This is a genomic window from Gordonia sp. YY1 (assembly GCF_009872315.1).
GTDB classification, from domain to species: domain Bacteria; phylum Actinomycetota; class Actinomycetes; order Mycobacteriales; family Mycobacteriaceae; genus Gordonia; species Gordonia amicalis.
Genome location: NZ_WXYI01000020.1, coordinates 35,771 through 53,455 on the forward strand (window position 1 = coordinate 35,771; position 17,685 = coordinate 53,455).

12 protein-coding genes are annotated in these 17,685 nt (G+C 70.5%); 5 read left to right on the forward strand and 7 right to left on the reverse strand.

The genetic code is table 11. The annotated features are described in order from the left end of the window. Positions 1-246: 246 nt before the first annotated feature. Positions 247-672, forward strand: coding sequence for a DUF779 domain-containing protein (locus BPODLACK_RS20165; RefSeq protein WP_159406068.1), 426 nt, complete (start codon positions 247-249; stop codon positions 670-672). A 103-nt stretch (positions 673-775) separates the two neighbouring features. Beyond that, the gene (locus BPODLACK_RS20170) at positions 776-1,312 is read left to right on the forward strand and encodes a hypothetical protein (RefSeq protein WP_157228352.1); all 537 of its coding nucleotides are present in this window, start codon (positions 776-778) and stop codon (positions 1,310-1,312) included. Here the strand turns inward: BPODLACK_RS20170 and BPODLACK_RS20175 are convergent. From BPODLACK_RS20175 to BPODLACK_RS23800, 3 genes are all read right to left on the reverse strand, one after another. After that, positions 1,281-2,825, reverse strand: a complete 1,545-nt coding sequence (locus BPODLACK_RS20175; RefSeq protein ID WP_006438487.1) for a dynamin family protein — start codon at positions 2,823-2,825, stop codon at positions 1,281-1,283. The genes BPODLACK_RS20170 and BPODLACK_RS20175 overlap by 32 nt on opposite strands. Further along, positions 2,825-4,750, reverse strand: coding sequence for a dynamin family protein (locus tag BPODLACK_RS20180; protein ID WP_006438488.1), 1,926 nt, complete (start codon positions 4,748-4,750; stop codon positions 2,825-2,827). Before BPODLACK_RS20180 ends, BPODLACK_RS20175 begins: the two co-directional genes overlap by 1 nt. 156 nt (positions 4,751-4,906) lie before the next feature. After that, positions 4,907-8,056 carry an IniB N-terminal domain-containing protein gene (locus BPODLACK_RS23800; protein WP_159406069.1) on the reverse strand — a complete coding sequence of 1,050 codons (3,150 nt, stop codon included), beginning with the start codon at positions 8,054-8,056 and terminating at the stop codon, positions 4,907-4,909. A gap of 356 nt (positions 8,057-8,412) precedes the next feature. On the opposite strand from BPODLACK_RS23800, the gene BPODLACK_RS20190 reads away from it, so the two are divergent. From BPODLACK_RS20190 to BPODLACK_RS20200, 3 genes are all read left to right on the forward strand, one after another. After that, positions 8,413-10,119: an Hsp70 family protein gene (locus BPODLACK_RS20190; protein ID WP_096272707.1), complete on the forward strand. Its 1,707-nt coding sequence runs from the start codon at positions 8,413-8,415 to the stop codon at positions 10,117-10,119. Then, positions 10,106-12,613 (forward strand): helix-turn-helix transcriptional regulator, encoded by a 2,508-nt coding sequence (locus BPODLACK_RS20195; protein WP_236577733.1) that lies wholly within the window; start codon positions 10,106-10,108, stop codon positions 12,611-12,613. The genes BPODLACK_RS20190 and BPODLACK_RS20195 overlap by 14 nt, the downstream gene beginning before the upstream one ends. Before the next feature lie 195 nt (positions 12,614-12,808). After that, the gene (locus tag BPODLACK_RS20200; RefSeq protein ID WP_442903279.1) at positions 12,809-13,537 is read left to right on the forward strand and encodes a hypothetical protein; all 729 of its coding nucleotides are present in this window, start codon (positions 12,809-12,811) and stop codon (positions 13,535-13,537) included. A gap of 189 nt (positions 13,538-13,726) precedes the next feature. Here BPODLACK_RS20200 and BPODLACK_RS20205 read toward each other — a convergent pair whose 3' ends face one another. The 4 genes from BPODLACK_RS20205 to BPODLACK_RS20220 form a co-directional block, all read right to left on the reverse strand. Beyond that, the gene (locus tag BPODLACK_RS20205) at positions 13,727-14,191 is read right to left on the reverse strand and encodes a hypothetical protein (protein ID WP_024498961.1); all 465 of its coding nucleotides are present in this window, start codon (positions 14,189-14,191) and stop codon (positions 13,727-13,729) included. A gap of 286 nt (positions 14,192-14,477) precedes the next feature. Beyond that, positions 14,478-15,767 (reverse strand): sensor histidine kinase, encoded by a 1,290-nt coding sequence (locus BPODLACK_RS20210; protein WP_024498962.1) that lies wholly within the window; start codon positions 15,765-15,767, stop codon positions 14,478-14,480. 10 nt (positions 15,768-15,777) lie between these two features. Further along, entirely contained in the window at positions 15,778-16,416 is a 639-nt protein-coding gene (locus BPODLACK_RS20215; RefSeq protein ID WP_024498963.1) for a response regulator, read from the reverse strand. Between the two features lie 2 nt (positions 16,417-16,418). Then, positions 16,419-17,480 (reverse strand): alpha/beta hydrolase fold domain-containing protein, encoded by a 1,062-nt coding sequence (locus BPODLACK_RS20220; protein ID WP_159406070.1) that lies wholly within the window; start codon positions 17,478-17,480, stop codon positions 16,419-16,421. Between the last annotated feature and the right edge of the window lie 205 nt (positions 17,481-17,685).

Genomic DNA, 17,685 nt, shown 5'->3' on the forward strand with positions numbered 1-17,685 from the left:
TAGCCCGGAGCTTGCGGAGGGCGTATCGAAAGGACTCGCCAACCCTTCGAGACGCTCGCAAGCTCGCTCCTCAGGGAGCGGGAGACGCTCGCAAGCTCGCTCCTCAGGGAGCGGGGGACGCTCGCAAGCTCGCTGGTTCTGCTCCTTGAGTAGCCCGGAGCTTGCGGAGGGCGTATCGAAAGGACTCGCCAACCCTTCGAGACGCTCGCAAGCTCGCTCCTCAGGGAGCGGGAAAGGTGATTGAGAATGACCACCGAACAGAGTGCTCCTGATCGGGTGGTCGCCACAGACGCCGCCGTGCAGCTCTTGACCAAGTTGTCGGAGTTGCACGGCGGACTCATGATCCACCAGTCCGGTGGGTGCTGTGACGGCTCGGCCCCGATGTGTTATCCGGTGGGGGAGTACCGGGTCGGCCAGCGCGATGTGTTGGTCGGCGAGATCGAACTCGCCGAACCCATTCCGGCCGTGCGGGTCTGGATCAACGGTGACCAGTTCGAGTTGTGGAAGCACACGCAGCTCATCCTCGACGTCGTGAAGGGTCGTGGCGCCGGGTTCAGTCTGGAAGCGCCCGAAGGCGTGCGTTTCCTCTCGCGTGCGCGGGCGTTCACCGAGGAGGAGAACGAACTCCTCGCGGCGTCACCGCCGTTGACGGGTGCAACAGCCGGCGACTGAGTGACCATCGCAGAGTGCGTCGTGAGTGTCGAAATCCGATACTCACGACGCACTCTCGGTTCGCCGGAAGATGTCGTCGACCGCCTACCATCGAAGGATGCCGATGTCCGGCGATACACCGCCACCTCGTCCGCGCGTTGCCGTCACGCCCATGCGCCCCCGGCAGACGACCGAACGCCCCGGGACCGTGCGCTGGGTCGTCCTGGGGTGGATCGTCACCGTCGCGCTGATGATCGTCGCCGTGCTGGTGATCGCAGCATCGCTCGACGACATCCGCGCGGTGCTGGCCGCCGACCTGATCCGCGAACATCCCGAGAGCGGCACCGACGCCGGACGCGCCGTCGACGTCTCGCTGCTCGTCGGCGCGGGTGTCGCCCTGGTCGTCGTGGTGCTCGGCGTGACCGGCGCGGTGCGACTCTGGAGCGGCCGACGATCGGGGCGGACGCTCCTGGCGTTCGGCGCGGTGGTCGCGACCGCCGGCGCGGTGGCCTTCCACCTCACCGTCAGTCCGTCGTCAGAAGGCCTCGGCGACGCCGGGTTGCCCACGCCGGTGCTGTGGGCGCCGGCGGCCGCGGCGGTGATCGCGCTGATCGCCACCGGGGGCGCGTTCACCCGCGCGGTGAGTGCGTTCCTACGCTGAAATCGCCTGTCCCGGAAAATGACCGCGGCTCGTCGAGTCGCGCGACGATGCCCTCGGCACTCCGGACGGCCACCTGGCATCCGGATGCGACGTCCGGGGCGATCAGTGGGTGGCCCGCGAGGGACCGCCAGGTGCGAGCGGCCTGGATCGCCGACGCGCGAAGCTCCGGCACGTCGGTGTCCGCGGGCTGACCCAGGCGCGTCGCGGGATCGATTCCCGAGCCGCCGATGAGGCGGGTGAGGTCGGCGATCTGTTCCGGGGGCAGGTCGAGACCGCCGACGCGAATGGTGCTGAGCAGCCGCAGTTCCCGGAAGCCGTGTACGTCGGCGAGTTCCCGGCGAACCGACGCCCGCAGCTGCGCCGCCGGCGCCGAGGCGGAGGCCGCCAGCAGGTGATCGAGGGTCACCAGCGCCGAATGGGATTTGAGTTCGTCGGCGCGCTGGGCGAACTGGGTGTCGATGATGGCGCTCAACTCCGACAAGCCGCTGCGTTCGACGAGTTCCGCGGCCAGCGCGGTGGACGACGTCGCGCCGAAGCGGATGAGGGTGACCGCCAGCCGGATGCCGAAGACACCGAAACGCTCGGCCAGCGACCGTCGGAGATCGGCGGGGATGTCGGGCAGGATGTCGGGCCGGGCGAATCGGTCCATCGTCAGCAGGGCCGCCTCGAGCTCGGCCCCCGGCGTCGAGGCGAGCTGGGCGAGTGCGCGGAACTCGACCTCGCGCAGCGTCCGGGCAGCCAGTGCGAGCAGCCCGGCGACGGGGACCACCGCCTGGCAGAGGCCCGTCCGTTCGAGCTCCCCGGCGAAGCGTCCCGCGATCTGTTGGGCGGAGATCATCGCATCCATCCGCCCGGCGCCCAGCTCGTCGGCGCGGGATACGACGCCGATCACCCCCAGCGGACCCGACGATCCGCCGATCGCGGTGCCGATGCGCCGCAGCATGGCCGTGTCCGTGGCGGTGAGGGATCGCAGCAGATAGACGACCGCGTCGACGCCGGACCGCCCCCGGTGCTCCTCGCTCCCTGACTCGCCCCGGGGCGCGAGGAGGCGAATCGTGGAGTCGGACAACTCCGTCGACAACGACGCGGTGCCCGGCGTGTCCACGATCGTCGTGGTTTGCAGCGCGCGGGCGGGCCATTCGACGTCGAGATGGTCCACGCGGTCGGCGGTGAGCCGTCCGAAGTCGAAGCCCAGGCGCCCGTCGATGCGGGTCACCGGGATTCCGACGGTCCGACCGTCGTCGATGTGCGCGGTCACCGACGGCGACCGGCCGCTGCGGTACCAGGTGACGACGCGCGTGCACTCGGTGGCATCCGTCGGTGCGATGTCCTGTCCGACAAGTGCATTGAGCAACGTGGACTTGCCGGCCTTCAGCGATCCCGCCAGGGCGACCCGGACCGGCTGATACATCCGGTGTTCGCAGAGGTCGAGCTCGGCCTGCGCGCGGGGGTCGTCGGCCAGTGCGCCGCGGGCGGCGTCGAGAAATGCACGCGCACGATCGATCCCGGCCATCAGCGAGACTGTCCTGACGCGTGGCGACCGGCCTTCGGTTGCGCCGGGTCGAGATGATCGGGGTCGAAGTGATCTGCGGCCTTGCGGAGGGCGGCGACCGCGGTCAGCCGGGACTCGAGTTCGGCAGCTCGACGGGCCCGCTCGGACTCGGTCGACGTCGCTGCTGACTGTGCGGCACTGAGGGATTCGGAGATGGAACGGGCGGTCTGCTCCGCGACGAAGCTGAAATGGTCGCGCAGCACGCGCTGGATGACGCGCAACCGGTCACGGGACTCCTTGCCGACCTGGAAGCTGACGTCGTCGGTGAAGGCCCGCACCGCCACCTTCGCCTTGGCGCGCCGCTCGAGCACCTTCGCCTGCTTGTCGTCACGGTATGCCTTGGTGCCCAACAGGAATCCGGCGCCCACCGAGACCGGGTTGATCAACGCCATGCCGACCATCGTCGAGATGAGCCCGAACATCAGCACGCCGCCGTAGGACCCCCGCATCCCGATCAGCAGTTTCTGCGTCACGCCGACCTTGCCGCTGTCGAGTTCGGCGAGTTCGGCCACCGAGTCGAGCACGCCGGTCAGGTCGGCGACATCGATGTCGGGGAGGGAACTCTGCCCGGCGGCGGCGAAATGGTCGGCGACCCGCTCGGCCAGCCAGACCGACCGCTCATGAGCCCAGACGAAGTTGTCGCCGATCACCGCTGCCGTCTGGTCGGCCAGCCACTCGCTGAGCTGCTCCCAGTCGACGCCCGGATCGCCCTCGTCGATGGCGCGTTCGGCTTCGCGGGTGACCGCGCGCAGCCGATCGCGCAGGTCGTGGTCGATGTCGGCGGCGAGGTCGGCGACCCCGTCGGCCAATGTCTGCTGCCACTGTGCCGATTTCCGGCGCATCGCCTCGGCGTCGGCCTTGGCCTCCTGCAGCGCCCGGACGGCCTTGTTCGCGGTGTCCGGATCGCGGAGTGCGGCCAGTTCGCTGCCCAAGGTGAGCGCGAGATGTTCACTGACGACCCGGAGATCGGTGGCGACCGCCCCGCGGGCCGCTTGCTGCGCGGTGGCCACCACGCGGTCGCGCAGGTAGCGGTAGAGATCGAGGAAGCCGGCCTCGGCGTTGAGTTCTTCGTCGCCCAGGCGCAGCGCGTGCGAGCGCAGCACCGACGACACCGGCAGTACGGGGATGTCGATGCCGGCGGTCCGCAGATGCGCGCGATCGGCATCGGCGACGGCCCGCCAGTGCGGATACAGGTCGGTCTTCGTGATCAGGCACGCGACGGTCGGACACAGGCCGATCACCTGCTGGAGAAAGGACATCTCCGGCGCGGTGAACTCCTGGCTGGCGTCCGACAGCACCAGGACCGCGTCGGCGGCCGCCACCATGCCCAATGTGGCTGCGGCATAAGGGTGTCCGTGGCCGCCGACGCCGGGTGTGTCGACGAGGACGAGACCGTCCGCCAGCAGCGGACCGGGCGCACCGATCTCCAGCCGCAACACCTCGCGGCCGCCGGCGAGCGGGGAGTCGGGGGTGATGGCACCGATCGCGTCCATCGGGACCGGAATGCGATTGTCGTCGGACGGACCGTCGACGACGAGGTGGGCCGTCGGTTGCCGGGCATGCGAGATCACGGTCGGCACCGCGGTCGTCTCGTCGTCGCCCACCGAGCACACGTCGAGGTCGAGCAGCGCATTGACGAAGTGACTCTTGCCCTGTTTGAGCTGCCCCACCACGACGATCCGCAGGCGGGGGTCGGAGATGCGGGTCCGTGCGCCGTCGAGGCGGGTGACGAGGTCGGTTCGTCCGGCCTCGCGGGCCACCTCCGACATGGTGGTCAGCAGGTCACCGATGGTGGAGGGCGCCGACGACGGGGCGGCGGCCGCGGAGACCTGCGCGACGTCGACCGGCCGGGCGGCCGGCGGGAACTCGGCGGGGGAATTGGTCATGGTGTCCTCACGGTAGTGGTGACTCGGCGCACGCGGTCGGCATTGGGGACGTGTCCGGGTGCGCTACCCGGAGACGGGGTCGGCCCCGGCACCGCACGCGTCCAGCGAGGTGCTGGTCGTCGGGCGGCGCCGGGGCGATTCCGTCGTGTCCGGGGGTCAGCCGGCGTCCGGTCCGGCGTCGACGTCTCCGGATGCGGCCGCACCGGCATCCGAGTCGGCTCCCAGTCCACCGGTCAGCCCGCCGGTGAGACCACCGGTGAGGTCGCCGGTCAGGCCGCCGGTGAGCCCGCTCGTCGTGTCGGCCACGCCTCCGACCGTCGAGTCCAGGGCTCCGCCGAGTCCGGCGTCGGTGTGCGTGACGCCGCCGAGGTCGACGCCGCCGCCGGCCTCGCCGCCGCCGGTGAATCCGCCGGTCAGGCCGCCGGAGACGTCCCCGGGAAGGTCGGCCCCGGGAATGTCGGTGCCGAGGTTGCCGGCGGCGTCGGTCGTCGCGCCGAGGGTGCCACCCAGGGTCGAGTCGAGCGCACCGGCCGCCTCGCCGCCGACGTTCACTGCGCCGCCGGCCGCGCCGGAGACGGCGGTGGTCAGGTCGCCGGTGACCTCCGCCGGGAGTGAACTGTCGAGGCCCAGGTCGCCGCCGAGGCCGAGGCCACCGCCCAGACCCAGATCACCGCCGAGACCCAGGTCACCGCCTAGATCCGGACCGCTGTCCAGGACCGAACCGATCCCCGTGTCCAGCGTCGTCCCGAGCCCGGCGAGTCCGCCGCCGAGTCCGGTCTCGAGGGTGCCGGTGAGATCGTCGGCGGCGGTGCCACCCAGTCCGACGGTGGTCAGGATCGGGCCGCCCACGGTGATGCTGCCCTCCGGGGAGATCACGAGACTCGGGTTGAGCACCGCGCCGAGCTCACCGGTGAGCACATCGCCGAGACCACCCGTGGCCTCCAGCGTCGAGTCGAGGGTCGCGACCAGGCCGTTGGTGGCCGACAGATCGACATCGAGTGCGTTGCTGAGCGTGCTGCTCAGGGCGCCCGCCAGGTCCGCTCCGCCCGCCAGCTCGCCGGCGAGGCTTCCGCCGAGCTCGCCGCTCAGTGCGGTGCCGAGAACCGCGCCCAGGGATGCGCCGAGGTCGGCTCCCACGTCGCCGCCGGCACCCAGGACGGTCTCCAGGGTTCCGGTGAGGTCGGTGGCCGTCTCGGTGACCAGGCCGAGGTCGGCGCCCGCCGCGAGTGCGGCGTCCAGCGCTCCGCCGAGTTGGGTGATGAGGGCGCCGTCGACGCCGAGGGCCCCGCCGAGGTCGGCGGCCAGCAGTTCGCCGACACCGAGGCCGGCTCCGGCCGCGGCGTCGAGGATGCCTTCGACACCCGTGGTCGCTCCCAGTACCCCGCCGAGCGCGGCACCGAGCTCGGCAGCGAGGTCGCCGCCGCCACCGATCGCGGCGCCGAGCTGGGCGGCCAGGTCGGTGGTGAGTCCCGCGTCGAGGAGACCGGTCAGATCGGTGCCGAGTACGCCACCGAGTTCGAGTGCCCCGCCCAGTGCGGCTCCGAGATCGGCGCCGGCGGCTGCTCCCAGGACGCCGCTGAGCACGGTGCTCAGTGCGGTGTCCAGCCCGGCGCCGGCCGACAGCAGCCCGCCCAGAGCGGCACCCAGCTCGCCGCCCAGGCCGCCGACCACGATCAGTCCGCCTTCGAGGGCGCCCCCGACGGAGCCCTCGACGACGCTGCCGAGTCCGGCGCCAAGTCCTGCCCCGAGACCCAGTCCGGTCTCGAGTGCCCCGCCGAGCCCGCTGGTCAGATCGGCCGCGAGACCACCGTCCAGCGCGGCCGCCAGGGTGCCGCCGAGTGCCGCACCCAGGGCGCCCGCGGCGTCGCCACCGGCCTCGAGACCTGCGGCGAGCGCGCCGGCGAGGGTCGCACTCAGGTCACCACCCGCAGCGAGCGCCGAGTCGAGGTCGACGAGACCGCCGGCCGCGAGCACCGATTCCAGGGTCGCCGCGAGCCCCGCCTGCGCGCCCCCGCCGACTCCCAGGGCCGCGGTCAGCGCACCGCCGAGAACCGCGTTGGCGCCCGCTGCACCGCTCAGCGCCAACCCGCCGGCCGCGGCGGCGCTCGACGTCAGAGCAACACCCAGCGCGGTCCCGAGCGACGCGGCGGCCGTGCCGCCCGCTGCCAGCGTGGAGCCGAGAGCGCTGGTCAGGGTCGCCCCGAGCTCACCGGACAGATCGGCGACGGCCTGCGCGTCGAGCAGTCCGGAGAGCGTCGCGGACAGGTCGCCGGCGACGTCGAGCGTCGAGGTGAGGGCGGCGGTCAGATCGCTCGACAGGTCGGCCCCGAGGCCGAGTGCACCGGAGAGGACCGCGGAGATGGCGCCACCCGCACCGAGTCCGGCGGCGAGCGCCGTGGAGAGGTCGGCACCGAGCGCACCGCCGGCTCCGAACGTGGCGCCGAGCATTCCGCCGAGGGTCGCGCCGAACTCGCCCGCGAGTTCGCCGCCCGCGCCGAGCGCCGCCGACAACTGGGCGGCGAGTCCGCCACCGAGGCCGAGTCCGAGGTCGGCGCCCGCGGCGAGGAGGGCGTCGAGGGATGCGCCGAGTTGACCGGCCAACGCACCTTCCGCGTCGATCGCGCCGGCCAGCGCCCCGGCGATCGCCGCCCCGGCGCCTGCACTCAGTTCGAGGCCTCCGGCGACCAGGGTGTCGAGGGCGGCACCCAGCGCGGCGCCGAACTGCGCCGCCACCTCGCCTCCGGCGCCCAGTCCGGCGGACAGAGCCGCACCGAGGGTGACAGCCAGCTGGCCGGCCAGATCGAGGTCACCGAAAGCGATTCCGCCGAGGTCCAGGTCTGCGAGCGAGAGGCCGGAGAGGTCGACGCCGCCGAGCCCGATCCCACCGATGAGCCCACCGAAGTCGATGTCGCCCAGGCCGACTCCGCCGAGACCGATGTCACCGACACCGACGTTGATGCCTCCGCCGCTGATACCTCCGACGTTGATGCCACCGAGGCCCAGTCCACCGAGACCGAACCCGATTCCGCCCCCGGCGCTCGCACCACCTCCGACGGCACCGCCGATCGCCCCGCCGCCGAGGCCACCGCCGGCCCCGGCAATGGCGCCGAGGCCACCACCGGCAGCGCCGCCGACGGCCAGTCCGGAGTCGGCGACGAGCGGCGTCGCGGCCGAGATGTGTGCGGGCGTGATCCCGGTGAGCCCGGCACGGTCGATCGCGGCCTGGGGATTGCCGCAGTAGGCGTTGAACGCGTCCTCGTCGCGAAGCAGGCCGAGGATGAAGTCGAGTACCGCATTGGTCGGCATGGCGTCGTTCCTTGCGTCGGAGAGATCGCAGTTCGATCCCGTGTCGAGTCCGACGCTAAACGCCGGTGCGGTGCGCGACATCGGGGTAAATCCCCAGTCCTGTCGCGACGGTCGATAGGGGGGCCGGCCCCCGGGGGGACAACCCGACAGGGGGCGGGGCCGATAGGGGGTAGGGGAGTTTCTCCCTAATCGTCGCCGAAGGGCTAACGGCCGGGTCATGATCGGCGACACACTCTGTGAAGTGCACGGTCGCATCGGCCGCGGCACGCGCCAACAGACGATCGCCCACGCCACGCCGGTGGCCGGCCGGCGATCGCCGTCGACCACCCCGCAGGTGGGAACAGGAGCTGACCGACATGGGGATCGCGATCGGTGTGAAGATCGGGAGCGCGAACAGTGTCGCGGTCGTCGCCTCGGAGCACTCGTGGGAGAGGTCGCTCTCCGTCGAGACCGCCGCGCTGGTGGGTTCCGGTGATTTCCTCGACCGTGTCGGTGATCCCGTCCCGGTACTCGACGACCACGGACAGAGCCGGCCTGCCGCGCAGATCCACGCCGAGGCGATCGTCGCGCTCGTCACCCGCCTCGACCTGGGCGACGACTCCGTCGCGCATCTGACCGTCGTGCATCCCGACACGTGGACATCGCAGGCGGTCGACGAAGCCCGCGCTGCACTGCTCGCGCGGGATGACGTGCTCACAGGCGAGATCAGCTGGGTGGCGGAGTCGCGGGCGACGCTGGCAGCCGTCGAACACCACGAAGGTGCCTTCGGCGAGGGTCTGGTGATCAGCTACGACCTCGGCGCATCAGCCCTGACCGTCACCGTGCTCGCGACCGGTGACGAACCGCGTGTGGTGAGTCGGCCCCTGCGCCTCGACTCGGTCAGCGGGAACGAATTCGACCGACTGCTGCTCGGGCACACGTTGCGGGTCACCGGTGTCGCCGCCGGGCTCGCCGATCCCGGCGCCGCCTCGCCGGTTCTCGACGATCTGAGCCGGCTCCGTACCGAATGCCGCCGCGCCAAGGAATCCCTGTCGGTCGACACCGACGCGGTCGTCGACGTCCGAGTGGGCGAGGTGACCACCGTCGCTCGGCTCGTCCGCGATGACGTCGAGGACCTGGTCCGCGGACCCCTCGCGGAATCGGTGGCACTGATCCGGGAGGCACTCGCGAGTGCGGGCGGCGACCAGGCGGGAGGACACCCGGCCCCCGTCTCGGCGATCGTCCTCGGCGGTGGGGGCGCGTCCATCCCGCTCGTCACCGAGATGCTGTCCTCGACCCTGCGCCTGCCGGTGATCCTCGATCCCCAACCCGAATCGGCGTCCGCGGCCGGTGGCGCACTGATCGGCATCGCCGCGATCGGTGATCGTGATTCCGCGCCGATCGTCCCGACCGCCGCGGTCCCCGGGCAGGCGCTCGCGGCGTTGCCGGAGGAACGTCCGCTGCGGGAGATCGAGCCGGCTCCCAGTACACCGGTCGCGGCTCCGGCTCCTCGCCTGTCCCGTCGCCGGCGCGGGATCCTGATCACGGCCGGTGCCGCAGCGTTGGTGCTGGTCTCGGCCACCGGTCTGTCGGTGGGGACGGGTCTGGTCGGGTCCACGGGAGAGGCGACGCCGCCTCCCGCCGGCGCGGTGACCACCACGGCCGGCCCGGCACCGGGCACCCCCGGCACACCTCCTCCGACCGTGGCCGGAGCCAACACGGGCACCCGCACCACCGACGCCGCCACCGACACGGGCACCCGAGCCGCGGGCACCGGCGCCCCGCGCCGTACGACGGCCGGCGCCCCGGCTGCCGGTACACCGGCGCCCGGGACCACAGCGCCCCGCGGCGGTCAGTCACCCGCGCCCGGCGGGCCGGCCCCCGCGCCGGCGGCTCCGCCGGCGCCGAACCCCGGTACCTCGCCCGCGCCCGTCGAGAACCCCCCGGCGGATTCTCCCGAGCCGAGTCCCGAAGAAGGTTCGGGCGGTAACGGCATCACCCCGGGCGGTGTCCTGCAGGCGCCCGGCAGGGTCCTCGACGGAACCGGTCAGGTCGTCTGTGGCGTCACCCGTGTCGTCTGCTGACGTGGGGCGAGCGGCGACCTCGCCCATCCCGACGGTCGGCGATCGCCGGGAACTCACTCCCGCGTCGACCTGGGTCGACGACATCCTCGACCGGGCCCCTGCGAAGCTCCCGCTCTGCGCGGTCGTCGTGGGCACCCCGGGAAGCGGTCGCACCGGTCTGCTGAAGGCCGTGCACGAGCGCTTGCGTGGTCTCGACGTCCCGGTCAGCGTCGGCATGTCCTCGACCGACGTCCCGGCCGGGACGATGGTGGTACTCGCCGACGACCTCCACACCTGGCCGGGTGACCTCGTCGCACGGATGGCGACGATGGTCGACGCCGGAACCATCCAGCTGGTCGCCACGACCGAACCACGCGAGACCGATCAGGTCCTCCGCCGGGTGCTGGACCTCGCCCGACGTTCCGGCACGCTCCTCGAACTCGGCGCGATGAGCACGGCGGACGTACTGACCCACGCGGCTCGGACCGGTCTCACACTGACACCGGCGACCGCATCGCAGATCCGCCGACGCTGCGGTGGAGCCCGCACCGTCGTGACGGCCGCGCTGCTCTCGATCCGGGAAGCGGCTGCGGCCGCCGCTCCCGGGGAACCGGTCGACGAGATGGCGGTCGTCGAACGCGTGGCGCGCGATCGCCACCATCGACTGCTCCGGGGTCTCGATCCGACGACGCTGTCCGTCCTGGCCCTCGCGTCGGTACGGGCCCCGCTGGACCCCGAGAGCCTCGCCGAGACCCTGGACGTCCCGCGGGACGCAGCAGTCGGGGCACTGGACCGCGCGCGGGGAAGCGGTCTGCTCCGCGGCGCCGACGTCTTTGTGTCGTCCGCACGCGAACCGCTGCACGCCGTCCTCGGGAACCGGCGACTCGATGAGCTCCGCCGTACGTCGGCCGCAGTGCGTCTGCGGGCGACCGAACTGACCGCCGACGACGCGTTGCACGCCGCGGAGTCGGGGGTCGAGGACCCGCGGCTCGTCGACGCCCTGCTGGAAGGTGCGGCCGATGCCACCGCGGCGCGCGCAGTGGTCCTTCTCCGGGCCGCCGATCGTGTCGAACCGGGACGTGACGACGTTCGTTTCCTGATGGCCCAGCGCGCGCTGGCGTCCGGTGACATCGATGGCGCCGGTGCGGTCGCGGATGCCCGGCTCGAGTCGGCCGACCCGGGCGAGAACGGGATCGAACACTGGGTGGGGGTCGCGGCTGTGGTCGCGGCACACCGGGGTCTCGGTTCCCATGCGGCGGACCTGTATCGCTGGCTCGGATCGGACAACGTTGCGGCGGAGACGCTCTCCGCGGTGACCGCACTCCTGGCGGTCGGGGACCGGACCGCTGCCTCGGCGATCGCCGCCGTGGGTGACGGGCAGCCGCCGGTGGGTGTCCGCGCCGTGCGATCGTTGGCGATCCGGGGTCTGCTCGCCTCGGTCGGCGGCACCGACGACGGCGGTCCCGGCGACGGGGTCGACCTCGTGGTCCGTGGCCTCGCGGCCGCCGTACCGAGCAGGTCGGGTCCGGCGGCCACGAGGACGTTGCACGCCGCCGTCGCGCTCGCGCTGAACAGCGGCGACGTGCATGCGGCCAGGACACTCCGGGCAGCGGCCGGTGAATCCGCCGCCGGCGCTCTGCTCGAGGCGGAGATCGCACTGTCCAGCGGCGACCTCGAGTCGGTCACCCGTCTGCTGCCGACCGCCGAATCCATCGGCATGGTCGACCGGCTCCGGGTCCACGCTATCCGCCTCGGCCTGGCGCGTCGCAACGGTGACGTCCCGGCGCTGACGGCGCTGTGGCCGGAAGGTCTGTCACTGCTCGCCGCGACCGAGGTCGACCTCTATCTCCTGCGTCCACTCGCAGAGTTCTGGCAGGCTGCCGCCCGGCTGGCCGACACCGCGTCGATCGACCGGTACATCACCGCGGCTGATCGATTGCTCGACGCCTTGGACAACCCGGTGACATGGTCGGCGCCTTGGCATTTCGCCGGAGTTCGAGCAGCCGTCATCGCCCGCGACGCCGAGTTCGCAGCCGAGCGACAACGGCGCCTCGACGCCACGACCGCGCAGCACGCGCGTGCATCGGGCCTCGCGACGGCCGCCCGCACCTGGTCGGCACTCACTTTCGAGCAGGCCGGGAACATCACCGACGACCGGGTCGCCGGCGCGGTCTCGGCCCTACGGTCGAACGGATTGATCTGGGAAGCAGTACATTTGGCGGGGATCGCGGGGTTACATGCCGCCGACCCGAGCGCCGCTGCGGACCTCCTGGAGACCGCCCGCTCGGTTGACGCGGATCGGCGACGTCCCCGACCCGTCGACGGATTGCTGACCGATAGGGAAGCCGAGGTCGCCCGAGAACTGCTGCAGGGCTTCACATATCGGGAGATCGGTGCGCGGCTGTTCATCTCGGCGAAGACCGTGGAGCACCATGTGTCCCGGATTCGACGTCGATTGGATGCCGGGTCGCGCTCCGAGCTGATGTCGGCGTTGCGGGCCGCCGGATACAGCTGATTCGCACGGCTACTTCTCCCATCGAACATTCGCGTTCCGCGAGGAACGAATACGAGAATTCGGCGCTCTGTCGGAATTGCCGTAAGTCGGCGAATTGCATTGGCGTCGTGTGAAATTGAAGGTGTGATCTATTTCTCAACAGGGGTGGTACGTTGCGTTTTCGTTTGTTACGTTCGCCGAAGTCCGTCAGCCGAAATGTATATGGAGGCAAAACATATGAAACGAAATCTCATTCGCGTTACCACTATTGGTGCAGCTCTTGGCGTTGCAGGCTTTATCGCTCCGGCCGGGGCGAATGCCGCACCGGTGTCCGACACGAACTGTGCGAAGGTGTCGACCCCGGTCGATGCGGCCGGTTGGGGAAATATGTTCGGCGATGAGCAAGGTCAGGCCGGAAAGCTTTCCGCCACGAATGTGGTGGACCGGGACGGTTCGCTGGAACTCGTGACCACCGAGCAGACCCCGCGACAGGCGTCTTATCACAGTGCCGGTGACCTCCCGCTCGCCGATCTGGTGAAGAACAACAAGGCCCTCACCTTCGAGAAGTCCGCAGGCCAGGCCAACTGGCAGATCCGCGTGACCGGCGCCAACGTCGCCGGTTCGAGCGACGGATTCCTCACGCTCGTCTGGACCGCTCCGGAGGGGGCTGGTGAGACCAATGCCGCCTCGTCCGACCAGTGGTGGGCCACCCGCGCCCTTCCGGGGATCGAGCGCGGTGCGACCGCGACTCTGAAGGACTTGCTGGCCGCGGCGAACAGCGAGGGTCACACGACCGTGGTGAACCACTACGGCATCTCGAGCCAGCCGGAGAGCAAGGCCGGCAAGGTGAACGTCGACAACGTCTCGTTCAACGGCTGCACCACGAACTTCGCGGCCACAGGTGCCGGCGGTGCCTTCGGCTCGCTGGAGAACGTCTTCCCGTGATGCGTAGAGGCGAGCTCATCTCGGCGTTTCTTCCCGCCGGTCGAGTGTTTCTTCCCGCCGGTCGAGCGTTTCTTCCCGCCGGTCGAGCGTTTCTCCCCGCTGGTTGAGCTCGTCGAAACCACCACAGGCCCGCGACCATTCCGGTCGCGGGCTTGTGGTGCTTTCCAGTGATCAGCAGGCGTCCTCCACTCACCACTGGTCGAATCCGACATGAGCCTGTGGGAAGCCGGTGTCGATGTGGTTGTTCATCCAGTACTGCTGCGACTGGGGTCCCCAGATCCCGCTCATCCCGGTGTTCACGTTGAACTTGTGGTTGGTGAGCTGGTAGTTGGCGGTGGGACCGAAGAGTCCGATGCGGTACATGGCGTTGACGTCGAGATGGTTGTTGAAAGGTGCGACGGCCGTGATGGTTTCGCTGGCGCCGGGGTACAGGACCTGCTGCGGTGCGTTGACCCACTGACCGCCGTCGGCGTTGCTGCCGATCAGGTATTCGGGCTTGTTGGTGTGGTTGGTGATCGTCATCGCGACTGTCGGTTCGCCCGGGCGGGTGATCGGCATGGTGCCGGCATGGGCTGCTCCGGCGGCACCGAGTGCGATGCCGGTGGCTGCGGCGAGTCCGAGGGTTCCGGCTGCGATGCGGGACGCGATCTTCATGGGGTTCTCCGAGTCTCTGGTGAGGGCTTCTGGGTGGCTGTTCCGGGTTGCTTCGGTGACACCAATGACTTTCCTCGGAAAGGACCGCGCCGGGATTCCGTCGACCGGGTGATGGACCGGTGGATTCGCGCATCCACCGATCGGGGGACACGGATCACCGATCGGTGCTGAAAACCGCCCCTGGAATCCGCCCTCCACAGCCCGGCCGATGACACCATGTCGTCGAATCCGCTGCTCAGGCCGGTTTCCGATGGCGGTTTTCAGGGGTGCTTTTCAGCGGGGCCGGTCAGACCTCGCGCGCGGGCACCTCGACGATCGCGGCGGTTCCGCCGCTCGGCCGCCTGGCCAGCGAGAACGTGCCGCCGGTGCCCTCGATCCGTACGCGTCGCGAGGCCAGGCCGATGTGGCCGGCAGCCTGGCGTCGCTGTATCAGCTCCTCGATCTCGACGTCATCGGGCAAACCGATGCCGTCGTCGACCACCACCAGTCGCGCGACCCCGTCGTCGAATTCGGCGGTGATCTCCGCGGCGTCGGCCTCGGCGTGCTTGACGACGTTCGTCAGCAACTCCCGGGCTGCGGCGAACAGCAGCGAGTCGGCGGATGTGCGCAGTTCGGTCGGCCAGGCGGCAGTGTCGACGGAGATCGACGGAGCGCCGGCGCGACTGCCGTAGGACGCAGCGAGGTCGGTGAGGGCGACGGCGAGGCCCGCCTGTTCGAGGACCGCGGGGTGCAGTTCGCTCAGCGTCGACCGGAGCAGCCGGGCTGAGTCGCGCAGAGCCCCGTCGCCCCGGTTCAGAATGACCGGATCGGCCGAACCCCGAAGTGTCGCAAGCTCTTGCCGGGCGGCCAGCACGTACTGGAGGGCGCCGTCGTGCAGGTTGTCGGCGAGGTCGCGTCGTTCCCGCTCCTCGATCTCCATCGTGGCGTCGAGCAGCCGGGCCCGTTCGGCGGCAAGCGATCCGATCGTCGTCACCCGGGACCGTTGCAGCTGGGACAACAGGATCGCCCCGACCGCGAGGGCCGCCACGACGAGCACGCGCAACACGATGATCGACCACGGCTCGCCGTTCGCCTGCCGGGCGAGGATGTTGGCGACGGCATAGACCACCACGGTCGCGACCACGACGATCGCGCACAGTCGCGGCTGCAGGGAGATGGCCGCGATCATCGGGACCAGGGCGAATCCGGCGAGCAGGGCGTCGGTGGTCCAACTGACCTCGTTGGACATCCCCGCGACGACGGCCAGGATCGTCAGGAGCAGCAGGTCGATCGGCAGTGCGATCCACGAGTAGCGGACCACCCACGTGTCGTAGCGGCGCACCACGACCGCTCCGGCAACACACCACGCCGCGTAGAGGGCGGCGGTGACGACGCTGAACACTGCCGCATGGTCGGGCGGATCGAGACACACTGTCAGCAGCACGAAAAGCGCCAGGAACAGTCGCAGCAGCACCTGGACCCGGATACCGCGGATGGCGTGCTCGACGAGGATGCGATGGATCCGGGGCTCGTCGGCGAACTCGCCGAACCCGAGATAGACCGTCAGTCCGGCGATCTCGATGTCGGAGTTGCGCAGCACGCCGCGGCTACTCGAGAAGCCCACGACGCATCGCCTCGGCCACGGCGGCCGCGCGGTCGGAGACCCCGAGCTTCTCGTAGAGGCGCTGGGTGTGGGTCTTCACGGTCGCGGCACCGATGTACAGCTCGGCGGCGACCTGCGGAATCGATTGTCCCCGTGCGAATCCGGTGAGCACCTGGCGCTCGCGTTCGCTGAGCGCCGGGGTGTCGCGCTGGGTTTGGGCGCGGATCTCACCGACGAGGCCGGCGGCGAGCATCGGGGGCACCACCGTCTCTCCTCGGGCGACCCGCGTCACCGCACCCACGATCTCGTCGCGGTCGGCGTCCTTCGACAGATATCCGGCGGCACCTTCCTGCAGTGCCCGGAACACGATGGGACCGTCGGTGACCGCCGACAGCAGCAGCACGCGCGTGGGCAACTGATCGCGGGTGACCGCATGCGCCAGTTCGACACCCGTCATCCCGGGCATCTGATGGTCGACCACGGCGACGTCGGGGTTCGCGTGCCGGATGAGCTCGAGTCCGGCGGCCCCGTCGGCTGCCTCGCCGACCACCCGCACCCGTCCGCTCTGCGTCAGACCCCGTGACACCCCGTCCCGGAAGAACGGGTGGTCGTCGACGACGACCGCGGTCACGAGGTCGTCCACACTCAGCTCGCCGGCTCGGTGCGCGTGGGTGCCGTCACGGTGATGAACCGCGCCGCGGTGTCCACGGCCTGTCGTGCCTCGGTGGACAGCCGCGGCATGAGCTGGAACACGTGTCCCTGATCCGGCCAGGCCTGGATCACCGAAACGCCTCCGGCCCCGACGATCTCGTCGTGCGTGGCCCGGGCGTCGGCGCCCATGACCTCCAGCGATCCGTACTGGATGAGGGTCTTCGGGAGGCTCATCTCCGGGGTGAGGCGGATGCGCATGCGCGGATGGTCGGGGTCGGCGCTCCGCGTGTAGAGACGAAGGATCTTGCGCGCGGTGACCGCATTGATGATCGGATCGTGGACGCCGCTGCGCTGATTGTCCACGGCCAGATCGAAAGTCGGGTCGTAGAGCGGGGAGAAGAGCACCATCGAACCCGGCTGCGGTGTGCGGGTCGCGTGGTTGACGGCGAGGAGATCGAGGGCGAGGTGCCCGCCGGCCGAGTCGCCGGCCACCACGATGTCCTCGGCCCGGTAACCCTGCGCGAGCAGCCATCGGTAACCGCGGATGGCGTCGTTTCCCGCACACGGCCAGGGATGTTCGGGACCGAGCCGGTAGTCGAGGCTGAACGCCGAGAGTTCCGTCCGATTTCCCAGCCGCGCGACGAGACCGCGATGCGTGCGCGGGGAGCACACCACATATCCGCTGCCGTGCAGGTAGTAGATGATCCGGGTGCCCGGCTGCGGGTCCGCGGCGCGTCGGCCGGTCACCCATTCACCGCGGATCTGGCCCCCGCGGAAGGTCTCCCTCACCAACTCGACCTGCGTGCCGGACGGCGGTGGACTGAGCCGTTCGATGGTGCGGTTCAGTCCCGGGCGGGTCCGCTGGATCATCTGCGCGGTCACCAGGGGATGGCTCCGGCCCGCGGCGAGCATCATCGGCCAGGTGACCCGCGCGAGGTAGGCGTTCACGGCGCGCGATCGGCGAGAACCGTGGGGGTCGACGCCGAGGCTTCCGAATGGTTTCTCGTCATCGGCGGGCGGCATGGGCGCCCCGCCCGAGGGTAAGGTGATGCTCATCACTCAGACGCTAGCCGCGCCTGGTGTCCGGTGTGCGACGAATATGCGGGTCGACACCTGACCGCGACCCCGCCGCGATCGAGTGGCCACCGCGATGGACCCGTCCCGTTACGAACAGAAGGCAGACAGCTCACGTCGAGCGGTCCGCACGGTGATGTCCGTACTCGCCCGATTTTCCTCTGACGTGCAGTATCGCGTCCATTGT